General features: G+C 72.7%; 16 protein-coding genes. 13 read left to right on the forward strand and 3 right to left on the reverse strand.

Features of this window, described 5'->3' with window-relative positions; all coding sequences use genetic code 11:
- Window positions 1-3 precede the first annotated feature (3 nt).
- The 9 genes from ACFXGN_RS27100 to ACFXGN_RS27140 all read left to right on the forward strand — a co-directional run bounded on the left by ACFXGN_RS27100 (window position 4) and on the right by ACFXGN_RS27140 (window position 9,862).
- Window positions 4-2,088: a condensation domain-containing protein gene (locus ACFXGN_RS27100; protein WP_384864178.1), complete on the forward strand. Its 2,085-nt coding sequence runs from the start codon at window positions 4-6 to the stop codon at window positions 2,086-2,088.
- Window positions 2,085-3,332: an aminotransferase class I/II-fold pyridoxal phosphate-dependent enzyme gene (locus ACFXGN_RS27105; RefSeq protein WP_384864180.1), complete on the forward strand. Its 1,248-nt coding sequence runs from the start codon at window positions 2,085-2,087 to the stop codon at window positions 3,330-3,332. Before ACFXGN_RS27100 ends, ACFXGN_RS27105 begins: the two co-directional genes overlap by 4 nt.
- A gap of 196 nt (window positions 3,333-3,528) precedes the next feature.
- A complete protein-coding gene (locus tag ACFXGN_RS27110; protein WP_384864182.1) occupies window positions 3,529-3,768 on the forward strand; it encodes an acyl carrier protein in 240 nt (79 codons plus the stop codon).
- A 49-nt stretch (window positions 3,769-3,817) separates the two neighbouring features.
- A complete protein-coding gene (locus ACFXGN_RS27115) occupies window positions 3,818-4,579 on the forward strand; it encodes an SDR family NAD(P)-dependent oxidoreductase (RefSeq protein ID WP_384864184.1) in 762 nt (253 codons plus the stop codon).
- 403 nt (window positions 4,580-4,982) lie between these two features.
- The gene (locus ACFXGN_RS27120) at window positions 4,983-6,269 is read left to right on the forward strand and encodes an MFS transporter (protein ID WP_384864186.1); all 1,287 of its coding nucleotides are present in this window, start codon (window positions 4,983-4,985) and stop codon (window positions 6,267-6,269) included.
- Window positions 6,270-6,395: 126 nt separating this feature from the next.
- Window positions 6,396-7,361 (forward strand): prolyl aminopeptidase, encoded by a 966-nt coding sequence (gene pip, locus ACFXGN_RS27125; RefSeq protein WP_384864188.1) that lies wholly within the window; start codon window positions 6,396-6,398, stop codon window positions 7,359-7,361.
- Between the two features lie 120 nt (window positions 7,362-7,481).
- On the forward strand, window positions 7,482-8,369 hold the full coding sequence (locus tag ACFXGN_RS27130) for a TIGR03619 family F420-dependent LLM class oxidoreductase (protein WP_384864190.1): 888 nt from the start codon (window positions 7,482-7,484) through the stop codon (window positions 8,367-8,369).
- A gap of 75 nt (window positions 8,370-8,444) precedes the next feature.
- Complete coding sequence (locus ACFXGN_RS27135; RefSeq protein WP_384864192.1) at window positions 8,445-8,828, forward strand: hypothetical protein; 384 nt, start codon at window positions 8,445-8,447, stop codon at window positions 8,826-8,828.
- Between the two features lie 167 nt (window positions 8,829-8,995).
- Window positions 8,996-9,862 carry a hypothetical protein gene (locus ACFXGN_RS27140; protein WP_384864194.1) on the forward strand — a complete coding sequence of 289 codons (867 nt, stop codon included), beginning with the start codon at window positions 8,996-8,998 and terminating at the stop codon, window positions 9,860-9,862.
- 128 nt (window positions 9,863-9,990) lie between these two features.
- On the opposite strand, the gene ACFXGN_RS27145 is transcribed toward ACFXGN_RS27140, so the two are convergent.
- From ACFXGN_RS27145 to ACFXGN_RS27155, 3 genes are all read right to left on the reverse strand, one after another.
- The gene (locus ACFXGN_RS27145; protein ID WP_384864195.1) at window positions 9,991-12,312 is read right to left on the reverse strand and encodes an FtsX-like permease family protein; all 2,322 of its coding nucleotides are present in this window, start codon (window positions 12,310-12,312) and stop codon (window positions 9,991-9,993) included.
- Between the two features lie 288 nt (window positions 12,313-12,600).
- Complete coding sequence (locus ACFXGN_RS27150; protein ID WP_384864197.1) at window positions 12,601-13,413, reverse strand: ABC transporter ATP-binding protein; 813 nt, start codon at window positions 13,411-13,413, stop codon at window positions 12,601-12,603.
- A complete protein-coding gene (locus ACFXGN_RS27155; RefSeq protein WP_384864199.1) occupies window positions 13,410-13,916 on the reverse strand; it encodes a PadR family transcriptional regulator in 507 nt (168 codons plus the stop codon). Before ACFXGN_RS27155 ends, ACFXGN_RS27150 begins: the two co-directional genes overlap by 4 nt.
- A 165-nt stretch (window positions 13,917-14,081) precedes the next feature.
- Between ACFXGN_RS27155 and ACFXGN_RS27160 the strand changes: the two genes are divergently transcribed.
- The 4 genes from ACFXGN_RS27160 to ACFXGN_RS27175 all read left to right on the forward strand — a co-directional run bounded on the left by ACFXGN_RS27160 (window position 14,082) and on the right by ACFXGN_RS27175 (window position 19,242).
- Window positions 14,082-15,353 (forward strand): ABC transporter substrate-binding protein, encoded by a 1,272-nt coding sequence (locus tag ACFXGN_RS27160; protein ID WP_384864201.1) that lies wholly within the window; start codon window positions 14,082-14,084, stop codon window positions 15,351-15,353.
- 353 nt (window positions 15,354-15,706) lie between these two features.
- Window positions 15,707-17,044 (forward strand): ABC transporter substrate-binding protein, encoded by a 1,338-nt coding sequence (locus ACFXGN_RS27165; RefSeq protein ID WP_384864203.1) that lies wholly within the window; start codon window positions 15,707-15,709, stop codon window positions 17,042-17,044.
- 12 nt (window positions 17,045-17,056) lie between these two features.
- A complete protein-coding gene (locus ACFXGN_RS27170; protein WP_384864205.1) occupies window positions 17,057-18,397 on the forward strand; it encodes an ABC transporter permease subunit in 1,341 nt (446 codons plus the stop codon).
- Window positions 18,394-19,242, forward strand: a complete 849-nt coding sequence (locus ACFXGN_RS27175) for a carbohydrate ABC transporter permease (RefSeq protein WP_384864207.1) — start codon at window positions 18,394-18,396, stop codon at window positions 19,240-19,242. Before ACFXGN_RS27170 ends, ACFXGN_RS27175 begins: the two co-directional genes overlap by 4 nt.
- Window positions 19,243-19,276 lie beyond the last annotated feature (34 nt).

Consider the following 19,276-nt stretch of genomic DNA (forward strand, 5'->3'; position numbering starts at 1 on the left):
GCCATGAACCACCTTCCGGAAACGACCCCGAGCCCCGCCACCGTCGTCCGAGGCGGGCCCCTGACCTGGATCCAGCAGTGGCACTGGTTCGAGCGCGGCATTCCCTCGCCCCGGCGGGTGAACCCGACACCGCTCGCGGACCACTGCCACGTCCCGCCCCCGGCGACCGTCGCCGATGTCCACCGGGCGCTCGCGTCCCTCACCGCCCGCCACGAGGCGCTGCGCACGACCGTGGACCCGCTCCGTACCCTTCAGCACGTCCACCGCGCGGACTGGTCCCCGCTGCCGGTCGACCACATCGAGGTCCCGACGGTCGACGCCGCAGCCCTGGAGGCCGCCACGGCGGCGCTGGCTCGCCGCCCGATCGATCCCGAGCGGAATCCTCCCTGGCTCGCCCGGGTGGTGCTGGAGGCGGGCCGCCCGCGTGCGGTCCTGGTGGCCGTCCACCACGTGGTGATCGACGGCTGGGGGCTGGCCGTCCTGCTCGACCGGCTGCACGGTCTGCTGCGCGGCGACAGCGCACCGGAGGGGACGCCCACGCACCCGCTCGACGCCGTCGCCGCCCAGTCGCCGGAACGTGCCCGCGCGGCGGAGCACGAGTGGCTGACGCGTCTCGCGGGCAACCCGACCGGCGTGCTGGCCCCCTTCGGCGGTACCGAGGGCGGTGGGGGGCGCCATCGTCTCCAGTACCGCTCGGCGGGTGCGTACGACGACCTGGACCGTGTCGCCCGCCGCCACCGGGCCAGCCGGGAGGTCGTGATGCTCGCGGCGCTGGCCCACGACATCGCCGCCCGTACGGGCGAACACCGGTTCCTCGCGTCGGTGGTGGTGTCCAACCGGGCTCGGGTCGCGCTGCGGAGCAGCGTGGACGTCCGGGCCCTGACGGTCCCGGTGCAGATCGATCTCCGTCCGGGCGCGGCGTTCGGCGAAGTGATCGCCTCGGTGGCCGCCGCCTCCGCCGCCGCCTACCGGTACGGCGAGTGGCGCCCCGCGGAACTGGTCGCCGCGCAGGCGCGCGCGGATCGTCGCCGAGGCGCCGTGAGCGTCCCCACCCTCGAGTACAACTGCTACTCCTGGCCCCGTGACTACCTGGTCCCCGCGCGGAACGCTCCGCCGGACGGGTCCACCGGCTGGATGCGCAGCACGCCCGACGCACCCTGCGACACGCTCTACGTCGACCTCGGTCTCGACGCCGGGGTCCTCACCCTCGATGTCACCGTCGGGGACCATCTGCTCGACGCCGAGCAGACCTCGGCCCTGCCAGTCCGTCTCCGCGACTTCCTGCGTGCCGTCGCCGACGGGGCCGAGTGCCCGGTTCCGGTCCGCTCGCTCGTGGCGCCCGCCTCCGGGTGGTGGCGGGCGCCACGGGGATGGGTGTGCCTGGCCAGGGTCGAGGAGGCGCTGCGCGGCCATCCCGGAGTGCTCGACGCGACGGTGACGCCCGGCGGGGACGGCGAAGGGGACGGCGGGGAAGAAAAGGGCGGGAACGGGAAGGACGGGAAGGGGAAGGACGGGAACGGGAAGGTCGGAGCGGGGAAAGCCGGGGAAGGGAACACCGGGGAGGGGAAGGTCCGGAAGCGGAAGGACGGGGAGCGGCAGCTCGTCGCGCACGTCCGCGTCGCCCCCGGTGTCACCTCCGACGACCTGCACCGTCATGTCCTGGACAGCCTCGACGAGGTGCCCGGTGTCATGGCCCCGGGCCGCTACGTCCTGTCCCCCGAGGGGCCCCCGTCGGGCCGCCCGTCCGGTCATTCCCCCGCCACCGGCGCGGCTTCGCCGAGGGGCCCGGCCCGCCCGCCCGCGACGGACGCCGAACGGGCTCTGGCCGCCGCCGTGGCCACCGTCATACCCGGCAGGCCGAAGCCCGGGTCTTCCGACAGTCCCGACCCCGTGGACATGAACCGTTGCCTCGCCGAACACGGAGTCACCCTCGTCGGCGTCCCCCGCCTGCTGGCGCTGCTCCGCCGACGGGGCTTCACCGGGATCGCCCCGGACGAACTGACCGGAACGGCCTCACTCGGCCACCTCGCCGCAGCCCTGGAGCCCCTGCCGCTCCGCGCCCCTCGTGGAGGAGGAACCCCACCATGACCGCGTCCCGCATCCCCGCACGATCCACCGACCGCCTGGCCCCGTGGGCCTTCGCCTCGTTCGTCGAGGCGAACACCCACGACACGGCGTACCGCCCGCCGGTGGTGGACGGTCCCGTCGGACCCACCATCGTCCGCGGCCACCGCGAACTGGTGAACTTCGCCAGCATCAGCTTCCTCGATCTGGAACGCCACCTCCCGGTACGCCAGCACTTCGCGGACGGGGCGCTCGCCCACGGCCTGAGCACCAGCGGTTCCCGGATGACCCAGGGCATCTGCCGTCCGCACCAGGTGCTCGAGGAGACGATCGCCCGCCACACCGGCAAGGAACGGGCCATCACCTTCGCCACGGGCCTCCTGGCGAACATCGGGTTCGTCCACGCCATGAGCAGCTCCGCGCACTTCGACGCCGGGATCGAGGTGCGCAACCACGACACCGTCTTCGTCGTGGACCGTGACGTCCACTGGAGCGTCTGGAAGGGCCTCGAAGGGCTCGCCTACGGCCGTAACGTCCACGCGTTCCGGCACAACGACGCCTCCGACCTGACCCGCGTCCTGAACCGGGTGCACGCCCGCAAGACCGTGGTGATCGCCGAGAGCATCTACTCCGCCGACGGCACCATGGGGCCGATCGTGGAGATCCTGGACGCGTGCGAGCGCCACGGCGCCGTCAGCATGATCGACGACGCGAACGGCTTCATGGTCTACGGACCGGAGAACCGTCCGTACGCCCGGGAGGCTGCCGCGATCCGGGAGCGGGCCGACTTCGTCATGGTGTCCCTGTCGAAGGCCATCGGTCTGGAGGGCGGCGCGCTCGCCGGGCCCGCGGCGGCCGTCGACGCCTTCGAACTGCTCTCCGGCACCTCGATGTTCACCGCGGCCATCCAGCCGCCGACCGCCTACACCGCCGAGCGCACGATCGGCGTCCTCGCCGACAACCCGGGGATCGTCGACGACTATCTGGCCCATGCCGCCCGCTTCCGCCGGCAGATGCACGAGGCCGGTACGCCGACGACACCCACCGATTCGTACATGCTGTCCGTGCCGATCGGGAGCGACGCCGCCGCCCTGCAGATGCGGGAGTGGTTCGTCGAGGACGGCTACCTCGTCCCCGTCTTCTCCTACCCGGCCGTCACCCGCAACCAGGCACTGCTGCGCCTGTTCCCGCACGCGGGCCACACCGAGGAGCAGATGGAGGGCTTCCTGCGCACCCTCCACGCCTACCGTCTCCGCCTCGGACTCTGACGCCGACGCCGGACGCCGGACACCGCCTCCGACGCCCCATCGTCCGACCGACCGCCTCACCGCCTCACCGCCTCACCGCCCGACCGCCGATGGGCACGAGCGGGCGCACCGGCCCGCTGGAGCCGGTGCGGACACGGGCGGAAACCACACCGTGTCCGACTCGCACCGGACCCGCCCCCAGAAGGAGGAACCCGTAGTGGACAACACCGACATTCTTCAGACCCTCGCCGCGATCGTCGAAGAGGTCACCGGCTTCGAATCCGCCGAGGTGACCAGCGAGAAGTCCTTCACCGACGATCTCGACATCGACTCCCTGTCGATGGTGGAGATCACCGTGGTGATCGAGGACAGGTTCGAGGTGAGGATCCCGGACGACCAGGTCGCGGAGTTGCGGACCGTAGGCGACGCCGTGAACTACATCGCCGACCACCGGTGAGCGCCACGGGACGGCCCGGCACCGGCACCGTCCGGCCCGTCGGGCAGCCATGAGCGTCCTCGACGGCTTCCGCCTCGACGGTCGTGTCGCCGTGGTCACCGGCGCCTCCTCCGGGCTGGGTGTCGCCTTCGCCACCGCGATGGCCGAGGCCGGTGCCGACGTCGTGCTCGGGGCCCGGCGCGCCGAGAGGCTGGAGGCCGTGCGCACGGCCGTCACGAAGCTCGGCCGCCGGGCCGTCTCCGTGCGTACGGACGTCGCCCGGCCGGAGGACTGCCGCGCGCTGGTCGACGCGGCCATGGGCGCGTTCGGGCGGGTGGACGTTCTGGTCAACAACGCCGGGATCAGCGGTGAGCGGCCCGCGGAGGAGGAGACACCCGGGCAGTTCCGCGAGGTCATCGACATCAATCTCAACGGCGCCTACTGGATGGCCCAGGCGGCGGGCGCGGTGATGCTGCCCGGCAGCTCCATCGTGAATGTCTCCAGTGTCCTCGCGCTGGTCACCGGTGGTCTCCCCCAGGCCGCCTACTCGGCGTCGAAGGCCGGGCTCCTCGGCCTCACCCGGGATCTGGCGCAGCAGTGGACTCCCGGCAGGGGCATCCGCGTGAACGCCCTCGCACCGGGTCTCTTCGCCTCTCCGATGACCAGTGGTTACGCCGAGGGCTACCTGGAGGAGATGATGCCCCGGGTGCTCGCGGGCCGTATCGGTCGGCCCGAGGAACTCGCGGCGGCGCTGGTCTTCCTCGTCTCCGACGCGGCGTCCTACATCACCGGGACCACGCTGACGGTCGACGGGGGCACCCACATCGCGTAGCCGTCCCGCTCGGAGGCGGTGGGCGGTCCCGGTCCCGCCTCGACCGATGGCCGTCGGCCGTCGGTGACGGTCCGTGCCGCGCCTTCGCGCGCGCACGGCCGAAGACCGGTGGGAAAGACTCCTGTACCGGGGTCTTCCCCGGCCCGAGCAGCGCGTCCCACCGAAATCGGCGAGCGGATGTGTTCATGTTGACGATGAGTGAGCGGGACGGCCGGGCCCGGCCCGGCGTCACCGGGCCCGACCGCGGCGGCGCCGACGACACGGGTGCCGGGCTCGCGGTTCGGCGTACGGGCGGGGCCGACCGGTCCGCCCTCGGACGGCGCGCGGGGCATCCGGCCGTGCGGGCCACGCGGACGGGCCCGGCGCGCGGGACCGGTCCGCTCGGCTTTCAGGGGAGACAGCGATGACCACGGAACCGACCGCCCCTTCCGTTCCCCGTGCGGCGGACGGCCATGCGCACCTGCGTCGTCTGATCGTGGGCCAGGGGCTGGCGGCCGTGGTCGACGCGCTGTTCCTCGTCTGGCTCACGCTCTTCGTGCTCGAACTGTCGGAACCCGGGATGAGCACCGGGCTGGTCCTGGTGGCCGTGGCGCTGCCGCGCGCGCTTCTGCTGATTCCCGCGGGAGTGCTGGTCGACCGCCTCGGGCCCGCCCCCGTGATGGTGGTCTCCGCGTGGCTCCGGGTCGCCGTCCTGCTCGCCCTCGGCGCCCTGGTGGCCTTCACCTCGCCGTCATTGGCGACGGTCGCGCTGCTCGGCGGGCTGCTCGGCGTCGCCGACGCCGCGTACTTCCCGGCGGCCCTGGCGTTGCTGCCCGCCGTCGTGCCGGACGAGAAGCTCGCCCGGGTCAACGGCCTGGTGCAGGGCGCGGAGTCGGGCGGCGATCTGGTCGGTCCCGCGCTGGCGGCCGGATGCGTCGCGGCGGTCGGTTTCGCCGCGACGCTCGGCGGGATCGCGGCGATGGCCGCGCTGGCCGCCGTCGCCCTCAGCACCCTGCTCCGGGTGGCACGGCGCGGCGGCGGCGCCGACGACGGCGCTGATACGGACAGCGGGGACGGGGACGGGGTCGGTACGGACGGCGGGGGCGGTGAGCGGCTCAGCAGCGTGCGGGCCCTGGGCGCGGGCCTGAAGTACGCCTGGCACGACCCGCTGGTGCGGGGGATGCTGGCGGCCATCGCCCTGATCAACATCGCGGTCGTGGGTCCCGTGCTCGTGGGCGGCGCGGTGCTCGCCGATCAACGCCTCGGCGGCGCGGGGTCCCTGGGCATCGTGCTCTCCGGTTTCGGCGTCGGCTCACTGGCCGGCTCGCTCGTGGCCGGGTGGCGGCCTCCCGCCCGGCGCGGCTGGGCGGTGATCGGCGGGGTCGCGGCGATCGGCGCGGGCATGGCCGGGCTCGCGACCGTCACCCATGTCGTGGCGGCGACGGCGGTCGTCTCGCTCATCGGCGTCGGATCCGCGTTCCTCGGGGTGGTCGTCGTGGCCACCTTGCAGGAGCGCGTGCCCGAGGAACTGCTGGGCCGTGTGCTCAGCCTCGTCGTGCTCGCGACGGTGGCGTTCGACCCGTTCTCCTACGTGCTCGCCGGATTCCTGCTCCCGTACGGTACGACGGCCCTGTTCCTGCTGTGCGGCGGCGCGGTCCTGGCCTGCGCCTGCCTGGTCGCCACGAGCCCGGCGATCCGCTCCCTGCGCTGACGGCGACGATGCCCGGCGGGCGTCGGTGTCGGGGCCATGCCTACGAAAACAAGGCAGGTGACCTCGTCCCCGGGTGTCCACTACCCTCCGGAGGTTGTTCGATCCGCGTCTTCAGGAGGAGACCCCGTGGCACAGCCGTTCCCGCCCGTCGAACCGTACGCGCACGGCCTCCTCGATGTCGGCGACGGAAACCGGATCTACTGGGAGACCAGCGGCAACCCCGAGGGAAAGGCGGCTCTGTGCGTGCACGGCGGCCCCGGCAGCGGAGGGCGCCGTGGCAGCCGCGTGCTGTTCGATCCCGAGGTCTTCCGGATCATCCTGTTCGATCAGCGTGGCTGTGGTGAAAGCCTGCCGCACGCCTCCGATCCGTCCGTCGGCCTCGATCACAACACCACGGACCATCTGATCGCCGACATGGAGCTCCTGCGCGAGCATCTGGGGGTGGAGCGCTGGCTCCTGTACGGCGGGTCCTGGGGTTCGACGCTGATCCTCGCCTACGCCGAGCGCCATCCCGAACGCGTCTCGGAGGTCGTCGTCGTCGGCGTCACCATGACCCGGCCGGAGGAAACCGACTGGCTCTACCGCGGCGTCGGACGCTTCCTGCCGGGCCCCTGGGAGACCTTCCGTGACGCGCTTCCGGAGGCGGACCGGGGCGGTGACCTCGTGGCCGCCTACAACCGGCTGATGAACAGCCCCGACGAGGCCGTGCGGGTCAGGGCGGCGTGGGACTGGTGCGCTTGGGAGGATGCCGTCATCGCCCATGAGGTACTCGGTCACCCGGGGAGCTACAGCGACAGGCCGGACGACGCCCTGATGGCGTTCGTCCGCCTCTGCGCGCACTACTTCGCGAACGACGCCTGGCTCGATGACGGGCAACTGCTGCGTCACGCGCACCGGTTGGCCGGAATTCCGGCCGTGCTGATCCACGGCCGCCTCGATCTGGGCAGCCCGTTGAAGACCGCGTGGGAGCTGTCCGCGGCATGGCCGGACGCGGAGCTGCGGGTGATCGAAGACTCCGGGCACACGGGCAGTCCCGCGATGCGGGACGCGGCCCTGGAGGCCATCGCCCGGTTCGGTGCGAACGGAAGGTGACGTGCGCCGCGCCGTGTCCCCGCCACGCCCCGCCTCTCCGAAGACGCTCCGCGACTGTTGCCCGCCTCTCATTCGACCGAGGAAGGGGACCCCGGCGCGGATGGCGTGCAGGATGAACACATGCGTATGGGAATCGCGTTGCCACAGTACGGAAGTCATGCCCGGGCCGCCTCGATAGCCGGGTTCGCCAGGGATGCCGAGTCGGCGGGGTTCGACTCGCTCTGGGTCGGGGACCGCGCCCTGACACCGGTCGCGCCGAGCGAGGTCTATCCGGGGTACACGGCGGAGAATCCGTATCCGCCGGGGTTCAAGACCTTCCTCGATCCCCTGCTGGTGCTGACGGTCGCGGCGTCGGCCACCACACGGGTGCGGCTCGGCACCAGCACCCTCAACGCCCCTTGGTATCCGCCGCTGTTGCTGGGGCGCTCGCTCACTTCCCTCGATCTCCTCAGCGAGGGCCGGCTGGACGTCGGGCTCGGCATCGGGTGGATGCGGGACGAATACTCCGCCCTGAACGCCGAGTTCTCCCGGCGCGGGGAGCGGCTGGAGGAGATCCTCGACATCCTGGGCGCCATGTGGGCCGAGGAGGTCTTCGGCCATGAGGGGGCGCACTGGACCATTCCCCGTTCCCATGTCGGCCTCCGCCCGGCCCAGCAGCCGGGACCGCCGGTCTACTTGGGCGGTTTCTCCCCCGCCGCCATGAGCCGGATCGGCCGCCGCGCGGACGGATGGGTCGGGGTCGTCATGCCGCCCCCGGCGCTCGCGGGCCTGTGGGACCTGGCACGCCGCGCCGCCGAGGACGTGGGCCGTGATCCTGACGCGCTGCGGCGCGAGATCCGCCACAACCCCGCGCCGGGGGCGTCGGCCGACGACATCGCGGCGGTGCTGACCGGCGTACGGGAGTCGGGGGCCGACGGCTGTCTCATCGATCTCCAGCAGTGCGTGAGCGAGCCGGAGCAGATGCTGGAACTGGGGGCGGCGGTACTGGACCGGGTCCGAGCGGGCTGAGTCCCGCCGCTGCCGGGCCGTCGGGCACGCACGGACCACCCGCGACCCGGACGGACGTGCGAAGATGCGCCGGTGGTGACGGATGCCGAGTGGGCCGGGATACGAAGAGGACTGCGTTTCGGTCAGGTGTACGAGGGCACTGTCGTGCGGGTTCCTCGGCCCGGCTCCATCGGGATCTTCGTGGACATCGGCCTCACCGTAGGAGGCTTCGTCGACGCCCTGATGCTTCCGTACGAGGGCGACGACTGGCCGACGGAGGGCACGGCCATGGACTTCGAGATCTGGTGGGCCGACGACCGTCAGCAGATCCGGCTCAAGCCGTCCGATCCGCGCCGCCTCCGGCACGACTTCACGGACTTCGTGGGGCGCTTCCGCCCCGACTGGCCGTCCCTGATCGGCCTGCCCGTCCCTGATCCCGGCCCTCCGGCCTTCGGCGGACCGCCGCCCGGCTCGCCGTAGAGCGGGGCGATACGGCCACCGGCGGGGCGGAGCCCGTCAGGTGGCCGAAGGCCGTACGGGCGCCGCCGGGCGGCCTTCCCGGCCGACGGCGCGATGCGCTATGCCTGGACCATCCGACTCTGGAGGACACAGGTGACCGCTCGGAACAGCACGCATCGGACCCGCCCATGCCGATGACCCGCTTCGACGACATCTACGACCGGCCCGATCCCCGGGCGTACTTCAGCGAGTTGGGGGCTCTGGGGTATCAGACCCCCCATCACGCCCAGGGCGTCTTCCGTGGCCTCCTGCCCCTCGTCGGCCTTCCCGAGACGTCCGTACGGCAGTCCGCCGGGCCGGACGGCGGGGTGCCGGGCACGGTCCTGGACATCTGCTGCTCGTACGGCATCAACGCGGCCCTGCTCAACCACCATGTGACGCTGGAGGAGTTGCGCGACCGCTACACCTCGCCGGAGGCGGCCGGAATGACGGGCGCCGAACTGATCGGGTGGGACCGCGCGTACTACGCGGCGCGTCGTCGCCCGGACGCCGTACCCGTCATCGGCCTCGACATCTCCGCGCCCGCCGTCGCCTACGGTCGCGCGGTGGGCCTGCTCGACGACGGGTTCGCCGAGAACCTGGAGGTCGCCCCGCCCAGCCCCGCCCTGCACCGGGCCACCCGGGGCACCCGGCTGATCACCGTGACCGGCGGGGCGAGTTTCCTCTCCGCCCGCACCTTCCGGCCACTGCTGGAGAACCGGCGGGAGCGACCGTGGGTGGCCGCCTTCGTGCTGCGCACCGGCTCCTACCGGCACATCGCGGACGGACTGGCCCCGCTGGGCATGACCACGGAGAAGGACACGACCCGCACCTATCCGCAGCGGCGCTTCACCGACGCCGACGAACAGCGTGACGCCGTCACCTCGGTGTCCGCGCTCGGCGACGACCCCCGGGGCAAGGAGTCCGACGGCCACTTCCACACGACGCTGCACCTGACCCGTCCCGCGCCGCAGGCCGTCTCCCGTCCGCTGCGCACCTTGCCACGAGGAGGCTGAGCCCCCGGCGGCACACGGAGAAGGTCCCGGGTGACGAGGGCTCGGCAGCCCCTCCGGTCGTGGACCGGCCCCGGGCAGTACCGGAGGGGTCGCGGGCCGCGCGGGGACACGAAGAGCTCCGTGTACGGCTAGAACGTCTCGCCCGCCGAGTCGACGAGCCTGCGGCGCGCGGTCCTCACCGCCGGGGGCAGGGCCGCCACCGCTCCGGTCACGGCCGCCGTGGCGATCAGGACCGTCAGGAGGAGCGGGGACGGCGGGTGGGCGATTCCCGCGCCGATGCCGTCGGCGCGGGCCTCCGTGTCCACGAGCCACCGGCCGACGACGGCACCGACGGCCGTGCCCAGGAGCGCGGAGGCGAGTGAGGTGAGCACGGCCGCCGTCACGATGACCCCGCCGATCTGCCGGGGGGTGAGGCCGACGGCCCGCATCGCCAGCAGGTCCCGGACCCGGGCCCGTACTCCCGCGTTGATGAGGGTGAACAGTTCGACGAGCGCGATGAAGGCCAGGACGGCGACGAGGGCCGCGATGATGCCGCGCGGGGTGTCGAGCCGGTCCGCCGTGGAGGGGGTCCGGCGGACCTCCGTCGTGTCTCCGGTCGTCGCGGAGACGGCGGCGGCGACCGTCCCGGGGTCGGCGCCGGGCCTCAGGACGAGGGCGTGGAAGGCGGGGCGGAGGGCGGGCGCGCCGTCCCTGAGGGTGTCGAGGGAGGTGGAGACGATCCGGCCGCCGTCGTCGGGTTCGATGCTGCGGCCGACGATGTGCAGGATCTGGGGGCGCCCCTCGACCGTCATGCGGACCCACTCCCCCACGGGTACGCCGAGCAGGTCGAGAAGTCCCTGTCCCGCGACGGCCTCGTCGGGTCCGGTCGGGGCCCGGCCCTCGGCGAGGGTGTGGGGGTAGGGGTGTTCCCGGGTGCCAAGACCTCGCAGGGTGATGGTGCCGGTCTGGCCGGGGACGAGGGCGGCGAACTCGACGCCGGGGAAGGCGTCCTGGACCCCGGGGATCCCCGCCAGGACGCGCTCCGGGTCCGTGCCGCCACCGGGGGCGGACGGCTCGGCGCGTACGGTCAGGGCGGCGGCGCGGCCCATCCGCGCGGGGTCGTCGCGGAACTGTTCCAGGGTCGACCAGCCGACGAGGGCGACCGTCATCAGGGCCACGGGAAGACCCAGCCGGGCGAGGGACGCGAGGGTGCGGCGGCGGCCGGAGAAGGCCGAGCGCCAGCCGAGGACGAGGGCCGGGGAGACGTGGAGGCCGAGGGCCCGGCGGCCGAACGCGGTGAGGGGCGCGGCGGCGGGGAGCGCGGCCCTGGCCACGGGAACGGGCGGTACGCGCCCGGCCCGCCAGGCGGCGAGCCCGGTGGCGGCGGCGATGAGGAGGACGGCGGCGGCGGGCAGTCCGACGAGGATCGTGCGGTGTCCGGGCATCTCGGGCCACAGGCGTACGGCTTCGCCGATCCGGCCGGGTATCCGGCGTCCCAGGGTGACGGTGGCGGCGGTGGCGAGCGCGGCGCCGAGGACCGCGAATCCCAGGTGCTGGACGAGGAAGCCCCGGATCACCTGGCCGGGGGTGAAGCCGACTGCTTTCAGTACGGCGATGTCGCGGAGCTGGCCGCGCACCCGGGACCTGACCGCTCCGGACGCGGCGACGGCGGCGGCGAACAGGGCGGCCACGCCGAAGGCGGCGAACATCTGGCCGAGGAGCCGGTCGTCGCCGCCCACGTCGGCCTTGGCCTGCTGCCATTTGGTGACCTGGTCGACCCGGTCGGCGCCGAGGAGGGTGACCGAGCGCTGGACGATGTAGTCGGTGTCGTCCGGGTCCTTCAGGCGCAGTCCGATCCGTTGCCCGGCGGGGGCGGTCGCCGTGCCTTCCAGGATGGCGGGGAGGACCCAGGCGGTGCCGGGGTGCTGGTCGGGCCGGTAGCGGGGCTCGGCGCTGTCCGCGACGCCGACGACCCGGAGGGTACGGGTTCCGCCGCCGGGCCCCGGGAGGGTGACCGTCTCGCCGGGCTCGGCCCACAGGGCGCGGGCGAGCACCTTCTCCAGGACGATCTCGTCGGAGGTCCCGGCGGCGAGCCAGCGGCCCGACGTGATCAGGGGGCGGGCGACGCGCGGCGGTCGCGTCCCGGCGGCGCGCAGGACGACGCGCGCGCGTGCTCCGGGTGTCGCCAGGGTGGCGTCGGCCGTGCGGAAGGGCCCGGAGATCGCGGCGACCTCGTCGAGGGAGGCGAGCGAGGCGAACGCGGCGGGGTCGACGTCACCGCGCGCGTGGAGCCAGATGTGGGCGCCCTGGGACTGGTTGAAGACGCGCTGCCAGGGGTTGACTGCGTAGCTGAGGAGTGCCCCGGAGAGCAGCAGGGAGGCGATCACTCCGGCACTCGCGAGCACCGCGAAGAGCGCTTCCGCGCGGTGGGCGCGCAGGTCGGAGCGGGCCCATCGCAGTGTGGCGCGCACGGCGTACTCCCTTTCGGTCGCTCTCGGCGGCTCGGTGCCCGGGCCCGTCCGTCTCCTGGTCGCTCGCTGGCTCGGTGGCCGGGTCGTCCGCCTCCTGGTGGTTCGGTCGCTCGGTGGCCGGGCCTGTCCGTCTCCTGGTCGCTCGGTGGCCGGACCCGTCCGTCTCCTGGTGGGGGCGTCGCCCGACCGATCCGTCCTCGGGCCCGCCCCGTCCCTGCTCAGGCCCGCCCCCGTCCCTGCTCTGGCCGTCCGGCCTCGGGCCCGCCCTCAGGCCCGTCACCCGGTCCGTCAGTCGCGGAGTTCGAGGACGCCGGACACGCCCGTCCGGGGCGTGCCTCCGTCGTCCAGGGTCGCGTCGTCGGCGATCCGTCCGTCGAAGAAGCTGATGACCCGGTCGGCGGCGCTGGCCATCCGGGCGTCGTGGGTGACCATGAGGATGCTCTGGCCGCGCGCGTGGCAGCGGGAGAGGAGCCGGACCACGTCACGGGTGCCCTTGCTGTCGAGGCTCCCGGCGGGTTCGTCGGCGAGGAGCAGCGCGGGGTGGTTGACCAGGGCTCGGGCGAGGGCGACGCGTTGCTGCTCGCCGCCGGAGAGTTCGCCGGGCATGGAGCGTTCCCTGCCTTCGAGGCCCAGTTCGGCGAGGAGTTCCCGGCGGCTCTGCCGGGCGGACGCGGCCGAGGCTCCGGCCAGCAGGGCGGGGAGTTCGATGTTGTCGGCGACGGTGAGGTTGGAGACCAGGTTGAAGAACTGGAAGACGACGCCGACGCGGCGGCGGCGCAGCACCGCCCAGCGGGCCTCGGTGTAGCCGTCGACCCGTTCCCCGCCGAGCCAGAGGCGTCCGCTGTCGGGCCGTTCGAGGCCGCCGACGAGATGCAGCAGGGTCGACTTGCCCGCTCCCGAGGGGCCGGTGACGGCGACGAACTCGCCGGGCATGACGGTCAGGTCGACGCCTCGGACCGCGTGGACGGGGGCGCTGTCGCCGCGATGGGTCTTGGTCAGGCCCTCGGCGTGGACGACGGCTTCCCGGGCGACGGCTTCCGGAGCGGCGGCTTCCCTGGCGATGGCTTCCCGGGCGGACGGCGGGACGGGACCCGTGGTCATTCCAGCTCCTCCTGACAGCGCTCCAGCCAGTCGAGGTCGGCCTGCAGATGCAGCATGGCGCCCTCGATCAGGAGGTGAGCGACCTTGTTCTCCCGGTCCTCGGTGGCGGCGAGCCTGGAGAGGCCGCGCATGGTGTTCAGGTGCTGTCGCCGCTGTCTGTTGATGAGCACGATCGGGTCGGCCATTCCCGACAGGGGCGCGAGCGCGAGCTTCATGAAGAACTCGTCGCGGACGCGCGGCTCCTCGGTGGTCTCGTCGAACCACGCGGAGACGGCCTCCCGTCCGGCGTCGGTCAGTCGGTAGGTCCGTTTGTTGGGCCGTCCCGTCTGTTCGACGTCCTCGCCCTCGATCAGGCCGCTCTTCTCCAGCCGCCCGAGCGTCACATAGACCTGGCCGACGTTCGGCTGAGGGTATGCGGAGCCCAGCAGTTGTTCAAGGCCCTGCTTGAGCTCGTATCCGTGGGCGGGCCCACGGGTGAGGAGTGCCAGCAGCTGCTGCCGCACGCGCTCCCCCTTCTGTGTCGTTCCGGAAAACCCGATGCCGGACCTGAGACCCGGTGGACCGGGTGACGGCCGTGTCACCCGCGCCGTCAGTATCGCCGATTCCCCGCGCGCCACCTATGCCACGATGGTCGGCGTCACGTCCGGGACCACGTCCGGGAGGAACCTGTGCGGTGGATACGGGCCGTGGGGAGGGGTGTCCTCGTCGCGGCGGTCGTGCTGGCCGGGCACGCGGGGACGGCGCGTCCGGCCGGGGAGGCGGCGGCCGGTGGGCGGGGGCCGCTGACGTTCGTCACGGCCGGGGACCTCACCCACTATCTGCGGCCGTTGCTCGACGACTGGAACCGGGAGCGCCCGGCCGAGCCGGTCACCCTCGTCGAGCTGCCCGACTCGGCGGACGAGACGCGGGCCCAGATGCTCAGCGAACTGCGGTCCGGCGGTGGCCGGTTCGACGTCCTCAACATCGACGTCGCCTGGACCTCCGAGTTCGCCGCCGCCGGTCTGATCACCCCGCTGGCCCGTGACCGGTTCGCCCTGGACGCCTTCCTGCGGCCGGTCGTCGACACGGCCACCTTCGAGGGGCGTCTGTACGCCGTCCCCTACGTGACGAACGCGGGGCTCCTCTACTACCGCGCGGACGTCCTGGGGGCGGCGGGCGAGAAGCCGCCCCGGACCTGGTCCGAGCTGGCCCGCCAGGCCCGGACGCTCGCGCGCCGGAACGGTCTCGACGGGTACGCCGGCCAGTTCCTGCCGTACGAGGGGCTGACCGTGAACCTCACGGAGGCGATCCAGTCGGCGGGCGGCACGGTCCTGCGCGACGAGGGCACGCGGATCGCGGTGGACTCCGACGCGGCGCGCGCCGGGTTCGCGTTCCTCGCGGACGGGCTGCGGGAGGGCTGGATCCCCCGGGAGGCCCTGCGGTACAAGGAGGAGGAGTCGCGGGCGGCGTTCGTGGAGGGCAGGCTGCTGTTCCTGCGGAACTGGCCGTACGTGTACGCCGACGCCAACGGTCCGGGGTCGAAGGTCGCGGGGCGTTTCGGAGCCGTTCCGCTTCCCGGTGCGCACGGGCCCGGTACGAGCGTGCTCGGCGGGTCGAACCTCGCCGTGTCCGCGCGTTCCCGGCATCCCGCGACGGCGGCGGACTTCCTCGCCTATCTGACGAGCGAGCGGGTGCAGCGGCAGGTGCTGACGAAGGGGGCGCTGCCGCCGGTCCTGGCGTCGCTCTACGACGATCCGGGGCTGGTCACCTCCCATCCGTACCTCCCCATCCTCCGGGAGAGCGTGCTCAGCGCGGTGCCCAGGCCCAAGAGCCCCCGGTACGGGCAGGTGAGTCTGGCGGTGCAGGCCGTGGGGCAGGACGTGCTGGCGTTGCGGGAGAGTCCGGAGGAGGCCGTACGTCGGCTGACGCGGGAGCTGGGCGACATCTCGGGCGGGGGCTGACGCCGGGCCCACGGGGCCTCCCCGGCAGCTCCCGTACCTCCCTCACCCTCCGACCCCCTTACCTACATGTTAGGCAAGGGGGTTTCTCGTTGCCCGCACGGCAGGCCCAAATGTCCACCAGGGCAGATCCGTTGTGCACTCTCATTGACAGGCTCCCGTCATTGCTACTTAACATGAATGTATGCCGGAGGGTCGCGATGGAGTGCTCTCGCCGTCGCCCCAGGACGGGTCGGCGCGAGACGTCCAGCACTCCCGCAGCCCGTTCCGGCCGCTCCGCCCGCCCTCGTCCCGCCGCTGACCGACCGCCCCCGCCCCTGTTCCAGCGAGCCCCACCACAGGAAGGAAGGACCGCCATGCGACGACCCGCCGCTCCGACCCCGCGCACCGCCGGTACCGTCTCCGCCGTGTTCGCCCTCGCCCTCACCGTCACCGCCTGCGGAGGCGGCGACGGACCCGCCACGGGAGGCGGAGGCGCCCTGAAGGGCCAGACCGTCACCGTGGCCGGTGTCTGGACCGGCGGCGAGCAGAAGAACTTCAAGAAGGTGCTCGACGCGTTCAGCGCCCAGACCGGCGCCAAGACCGTCTTCGTCCCGTCCGGCGACAACGTCTCCACCTTCGTCGGCAGCAAGATCGAGGGCGGCAACGCGCCCGACGTCGTCCTCGTGCCCCAGGTCGGCGTGCTCCAGCAGTTCGCGAAGGCGGGCTGGCTCACACCGCTCTCCGAGAAGACCACCACCACCGCCACCGCGGGCCTCGCACCCGTCTGGAAAAACTACGGAACGGTCGACGGCGCCTACTACGGGCTCTACTTCAAGGCAGCCCACAAGTCGACGATCTGGTACGCCCCCGAGGCCATCACCCAGGCGGGCGTGAACGAGCCGAAGAGCTGGGACGAACTCCTCAAGGCGGGCCGGACGCTCGCCGACTCCGGACTGCCCGCCTTCGCGGTAGCCGGTGAGGACGGCTGGACCCTCACGGACTGGTTCGAGAACGTCTATCTGTCCCAGGCGGGCCCGGAGAAGTACGACCGGCTCGCCCGGCACGAGCTCCAGTGGACCGACGAGAGCGTCGTCACCGCCCTCACGACCCTCGCCGAAGTCTTCAAGGACAAGCGGCTCGTCGCCGGTGGCGCCCAACTGGCCCTGCGGACCGACTTCCCCGGCTCCGTCGAGCAGGTCTTCGGCCCCGAACCCAAGGCCGCCATGGTCTACGAGGGCGACTTCGTCGGCGGCGTCGCCAAGGACGAGTTCGGCAAGAAGCCCGGCGAGGACGCCAAGTTCTTCCCCTTCCCGGCGGTCGGGACCGGCACCGCCCCGGTGGTCAGCGGCGGTGACGCGGCCGTCGTCCTCAAGGACGCGGAGAACGCCGACGGCGCCATGAGGCTCGTCGAGTTCCTCGCCACCCCCGAGGCGGCCGAGGTGTGGGCGGCGGCGGGCGGCTTCCTCTCCCCCAACAAGAACGTCAAGCCCGAGGCGTACGGCGACGACACCACGCGCGCCACCGCCGCCTCGCTGGTCTCCGCGGGCGACTCGGTGCGCTTCGACATGTCCGACCAGGCGCCCGCCGCGTTCGGCGGCACCAAGGGCGCGGGCGAGTGGAAGATCCTCCAGGACTTCCTGCGCGACCCGTCGAACCCCAAGGCGACCGCGGCGGCCCTGGAAGCCGCGGCGGCCAAGGCGTACGGGAACTGAGGCCGCCCGGTCATGGCCCCTCCTCCGAAGGCGCGCGCCTCGGCCGACCCGCGGCGCCTCGCCCTGCGCAGAAGACGTCTCCTGGGCGCGCTGTTCGCGCTGCCCGCGCTGCTGCTCCTCGGGGCGCTGGTCGTCTACCCCGTCCTGTTCTCGGTGGGCCGCAGCCTCTTCGACGCGAGCGGCGACCGGTTCGTCGGCGCCGCCAACTACGTGGAGATGTTCCGGGACCCGGCGACGCTCAAGGCCGTACGGAACAGCGCCGTCTGGGTCGTCGTCGCACCCGCCCTGCTCACCGGCATCGGCCTGGTCCTCGCGGTCCTGACCGAACGGGTCCGCTGGGCGACCGCGTTCAAACTGGTCCTCTTCCTCCCCATGGCGGTGTCGTTCCTGGCCGCGGGCATCATCTTCCGGCTCTCCTACGAGCAGGACCCGGACCGGGGCGTGATCAACGCCGTGGTCGTGGGCGTCCACGACGCGTTCAAGGAACCCGCGCCCTACCCCACCGCCCGCGCCAGGCCGTCCGAGGCGCTGACCGGCAGCCCCGGCGACGGCTACACCACGGCGCCGGGGACCGTACGGCCCGGCACCGGCGTCCTCCTGCCCGTGGTCGGCGTCGCCCCCGGGGCCGTACCGGCGACGGCACTGACCGCGCGCGCACCCGCGCCGGAGCCCGACGGCCTCTCCGGCACCGTCTACCTCGACTTCACCCCCGGGTCGGGCGGCCGGCAGGGCGTGATCGACCCGGCGGAGAAGGGCCTGCCCGGCATGACCGTCGAGGCGCTGCGCGGGGGCGAGGTCGTCGGCACCGCGACCACCGGCGACGACGGATCGTTCCGCTTCGACGGCCTCGGCACCGCTGACGGCGGCTACGCGCTGCGGCTGCCCGCCGCGAACTTCGCCGCCCCCTACAACGGCGTGAACTGGCTCGGCCCGTCCCTCGTCACCCCCGCGATCATCGGGGCCTACCTGTGGGTGTGGACCGGCTTCTCCATGGTCCTGATCGGCGCGGGCCTCGCCGCGATCCCCCGCGACACCCTGGAGGCGGCCCGCGTGGACGGCGCCAGTGAGAGACAGATCTTCCGCAGGATCACCGTTCCGCTGCTCGCGCCCGTCCTGACCGTCGTCTTCGTGACCCTGGTCATCAACGTCATGAAGGTCTTCGACCTCGTCTACGTCATCGCCCCCGGGCCCGTTCAGGAGGAGGCCGACGTGCTCGCCACCCGTATGTGGCTGGTCTCCTTCGGCGGCGGCAACGACCAGGGCCTCGGCAGCGCCCTCAGCGTGCTGCTGCTCCTGCTCGTCGTACCGGCGATGATCTTCAACATCCGGCGCTTCCGGAAGGGCGGAGCATGAGCACCCGCACCGGACGGACCCGCTGGCTGGGCAGCTCGCTGATCCAGCTCCTCCTGGTCCTCGTCGCCCTCGTCTGGATCACTCCGCTCGCCGGGCTCTTCCTCTCCTCCCTGCGCTCGGAGCGGGACAACGCCTCCGACGGCTGGTGGACCGCGCTGGCCGACCCGACCCGGCTCTCGATCGACAACTACCGTGCGCTGTTCGAGGATTCGGGGATCCTCCAGGCGTTCTGGAACACCGTCGTCATCTCCGTGCCCACGACCGTCCTCGTCGTCGGCATCGCCGCCCTCGCGGGCTACGCCTTCGCCTGGCTGCGCTTCCCCGGCCGGGACACCGTCTTCCTCGTGGTGGTCGGCCTCCTGGTGGTCCCAGTACAGATCGGCCTGCTGCCGGTGGCCAAACTCTTCGGCGCGGTCGGCCTGTTCGGGACGGTCGCGGGCGTCATCCTCTTCCATGTCGCCTACGGGCTGCCCTTCGCCGTCTTCCTGCTGCGCAACTACTTCGCGGAGATCCCGAAGGAGATGCTGGAGGCGGCGCGCCTGGACGGCGGCAGCGAGTGGCGGATCTTCCTCCAACTGGTCCTGCCCCTGGGCCGACCCGCGCTCGCCAGTCTGGCGATCTTCCAGTTCCTGTGGGTGTGGAACGACATGCTGGTGGCGCTGCTCTTCGCCGACAGCTCGTCGCAGCCTCTGACGGTGGCCCTCCAGTCGCAGATGCGGCAGTTCGGCAGCAACATCGGCGTCCTCGCGCCGGGGGCCTTCCTGTCGCTCGTCGTGCCGCTGGTGGTGTTCTTCGCCTTCCAGAAGCATTTCGTCCAGGGGGTGATGGCGGGGTCCGTGAAGTAGCGCCACCGGTGCTCCGCCCGCGCGACACCACCGT

The sequence above is a fragment of the Streptomyces sp. NPDC059247 genome (assembly GCF_042754005.1).
Taxonomy (GTDB): domain Bacteria; phylum Actinomycetota; class Actinomycetes; order Streptomycetales; family Streptomycetaceae; genus Streptomyces.

Coding starts and splice junctions, on each gene's coding strand:
- ACFXGN_RS27100 (WP_384864178.1), top strand. CDS start 4: ATGAACCACCTTCCGGAAACGACCCCGAGCCCCGCCACCGTCGTCCGA.
- ACFXGN_RS27105 (WP_384864180.1), top strand. CDS start 2,085: ATGACCGCGTCCCGCATCCCCGCACGATCCACCGACCGCCTGGCCCCG.
- ACFXGN_RS27115 (WP_384864184.1), top strand. CDS start 3,818: ATGAGCGTCCTCGACGGCTTCCGCCTCGACGGTCGTGTCGCCGTGGTC.
- ACFXGN_RS27120 (WP_384864186.1), top strand. CDS start 4,983: ATGACCACGGAACCGACCGCCCCTTCCGTTCCCCGTGCGGCGGACGGC.
- ACFXGN_RS27130 (WP_384864190.1), top strand. CDS start 7,482: ATGCGTATGGGAATCGCGTTGCCACAGTACGGAAGTCATGCCCGGGCC.
- ACFXGN_RS27140 (WP_384864194.1), top strand. CDS start 8,996: ATGCCGATGACCCGCTTCGACGACATCTACGACCGGCCCGATCCCCGG.
- ACFXGN_RS27150 (WP_384864197.1), bottom strand. CDS start 13,413: ATGACCACGGGTCCCGTCCCGCCGTCCGCCCGGGAAGCCATCGCCAGG.
- ACFXGN_RS27165 (WP_384864203.1), top strand. CDS start 15,707: ATGCGACGACCCGCCGCTCCGACCCCGCGCACCGCCGGTACCGTCTCC.
- ACFXGN_RS27170 (WP_384864205.1), top strand. CDS start 17,057: ATGGCCCCTCCTCCGAAGGCGCGCGCCTCGGCCGACCCGCGGCGCCTC.
- ACFXGN_RS27175 (WP_384864207.1), top strand. CDS start 18,394: ATGAGCACCCGCACCGGACGGACCCGCTGGCTGGGCAGCTCGCTGATC.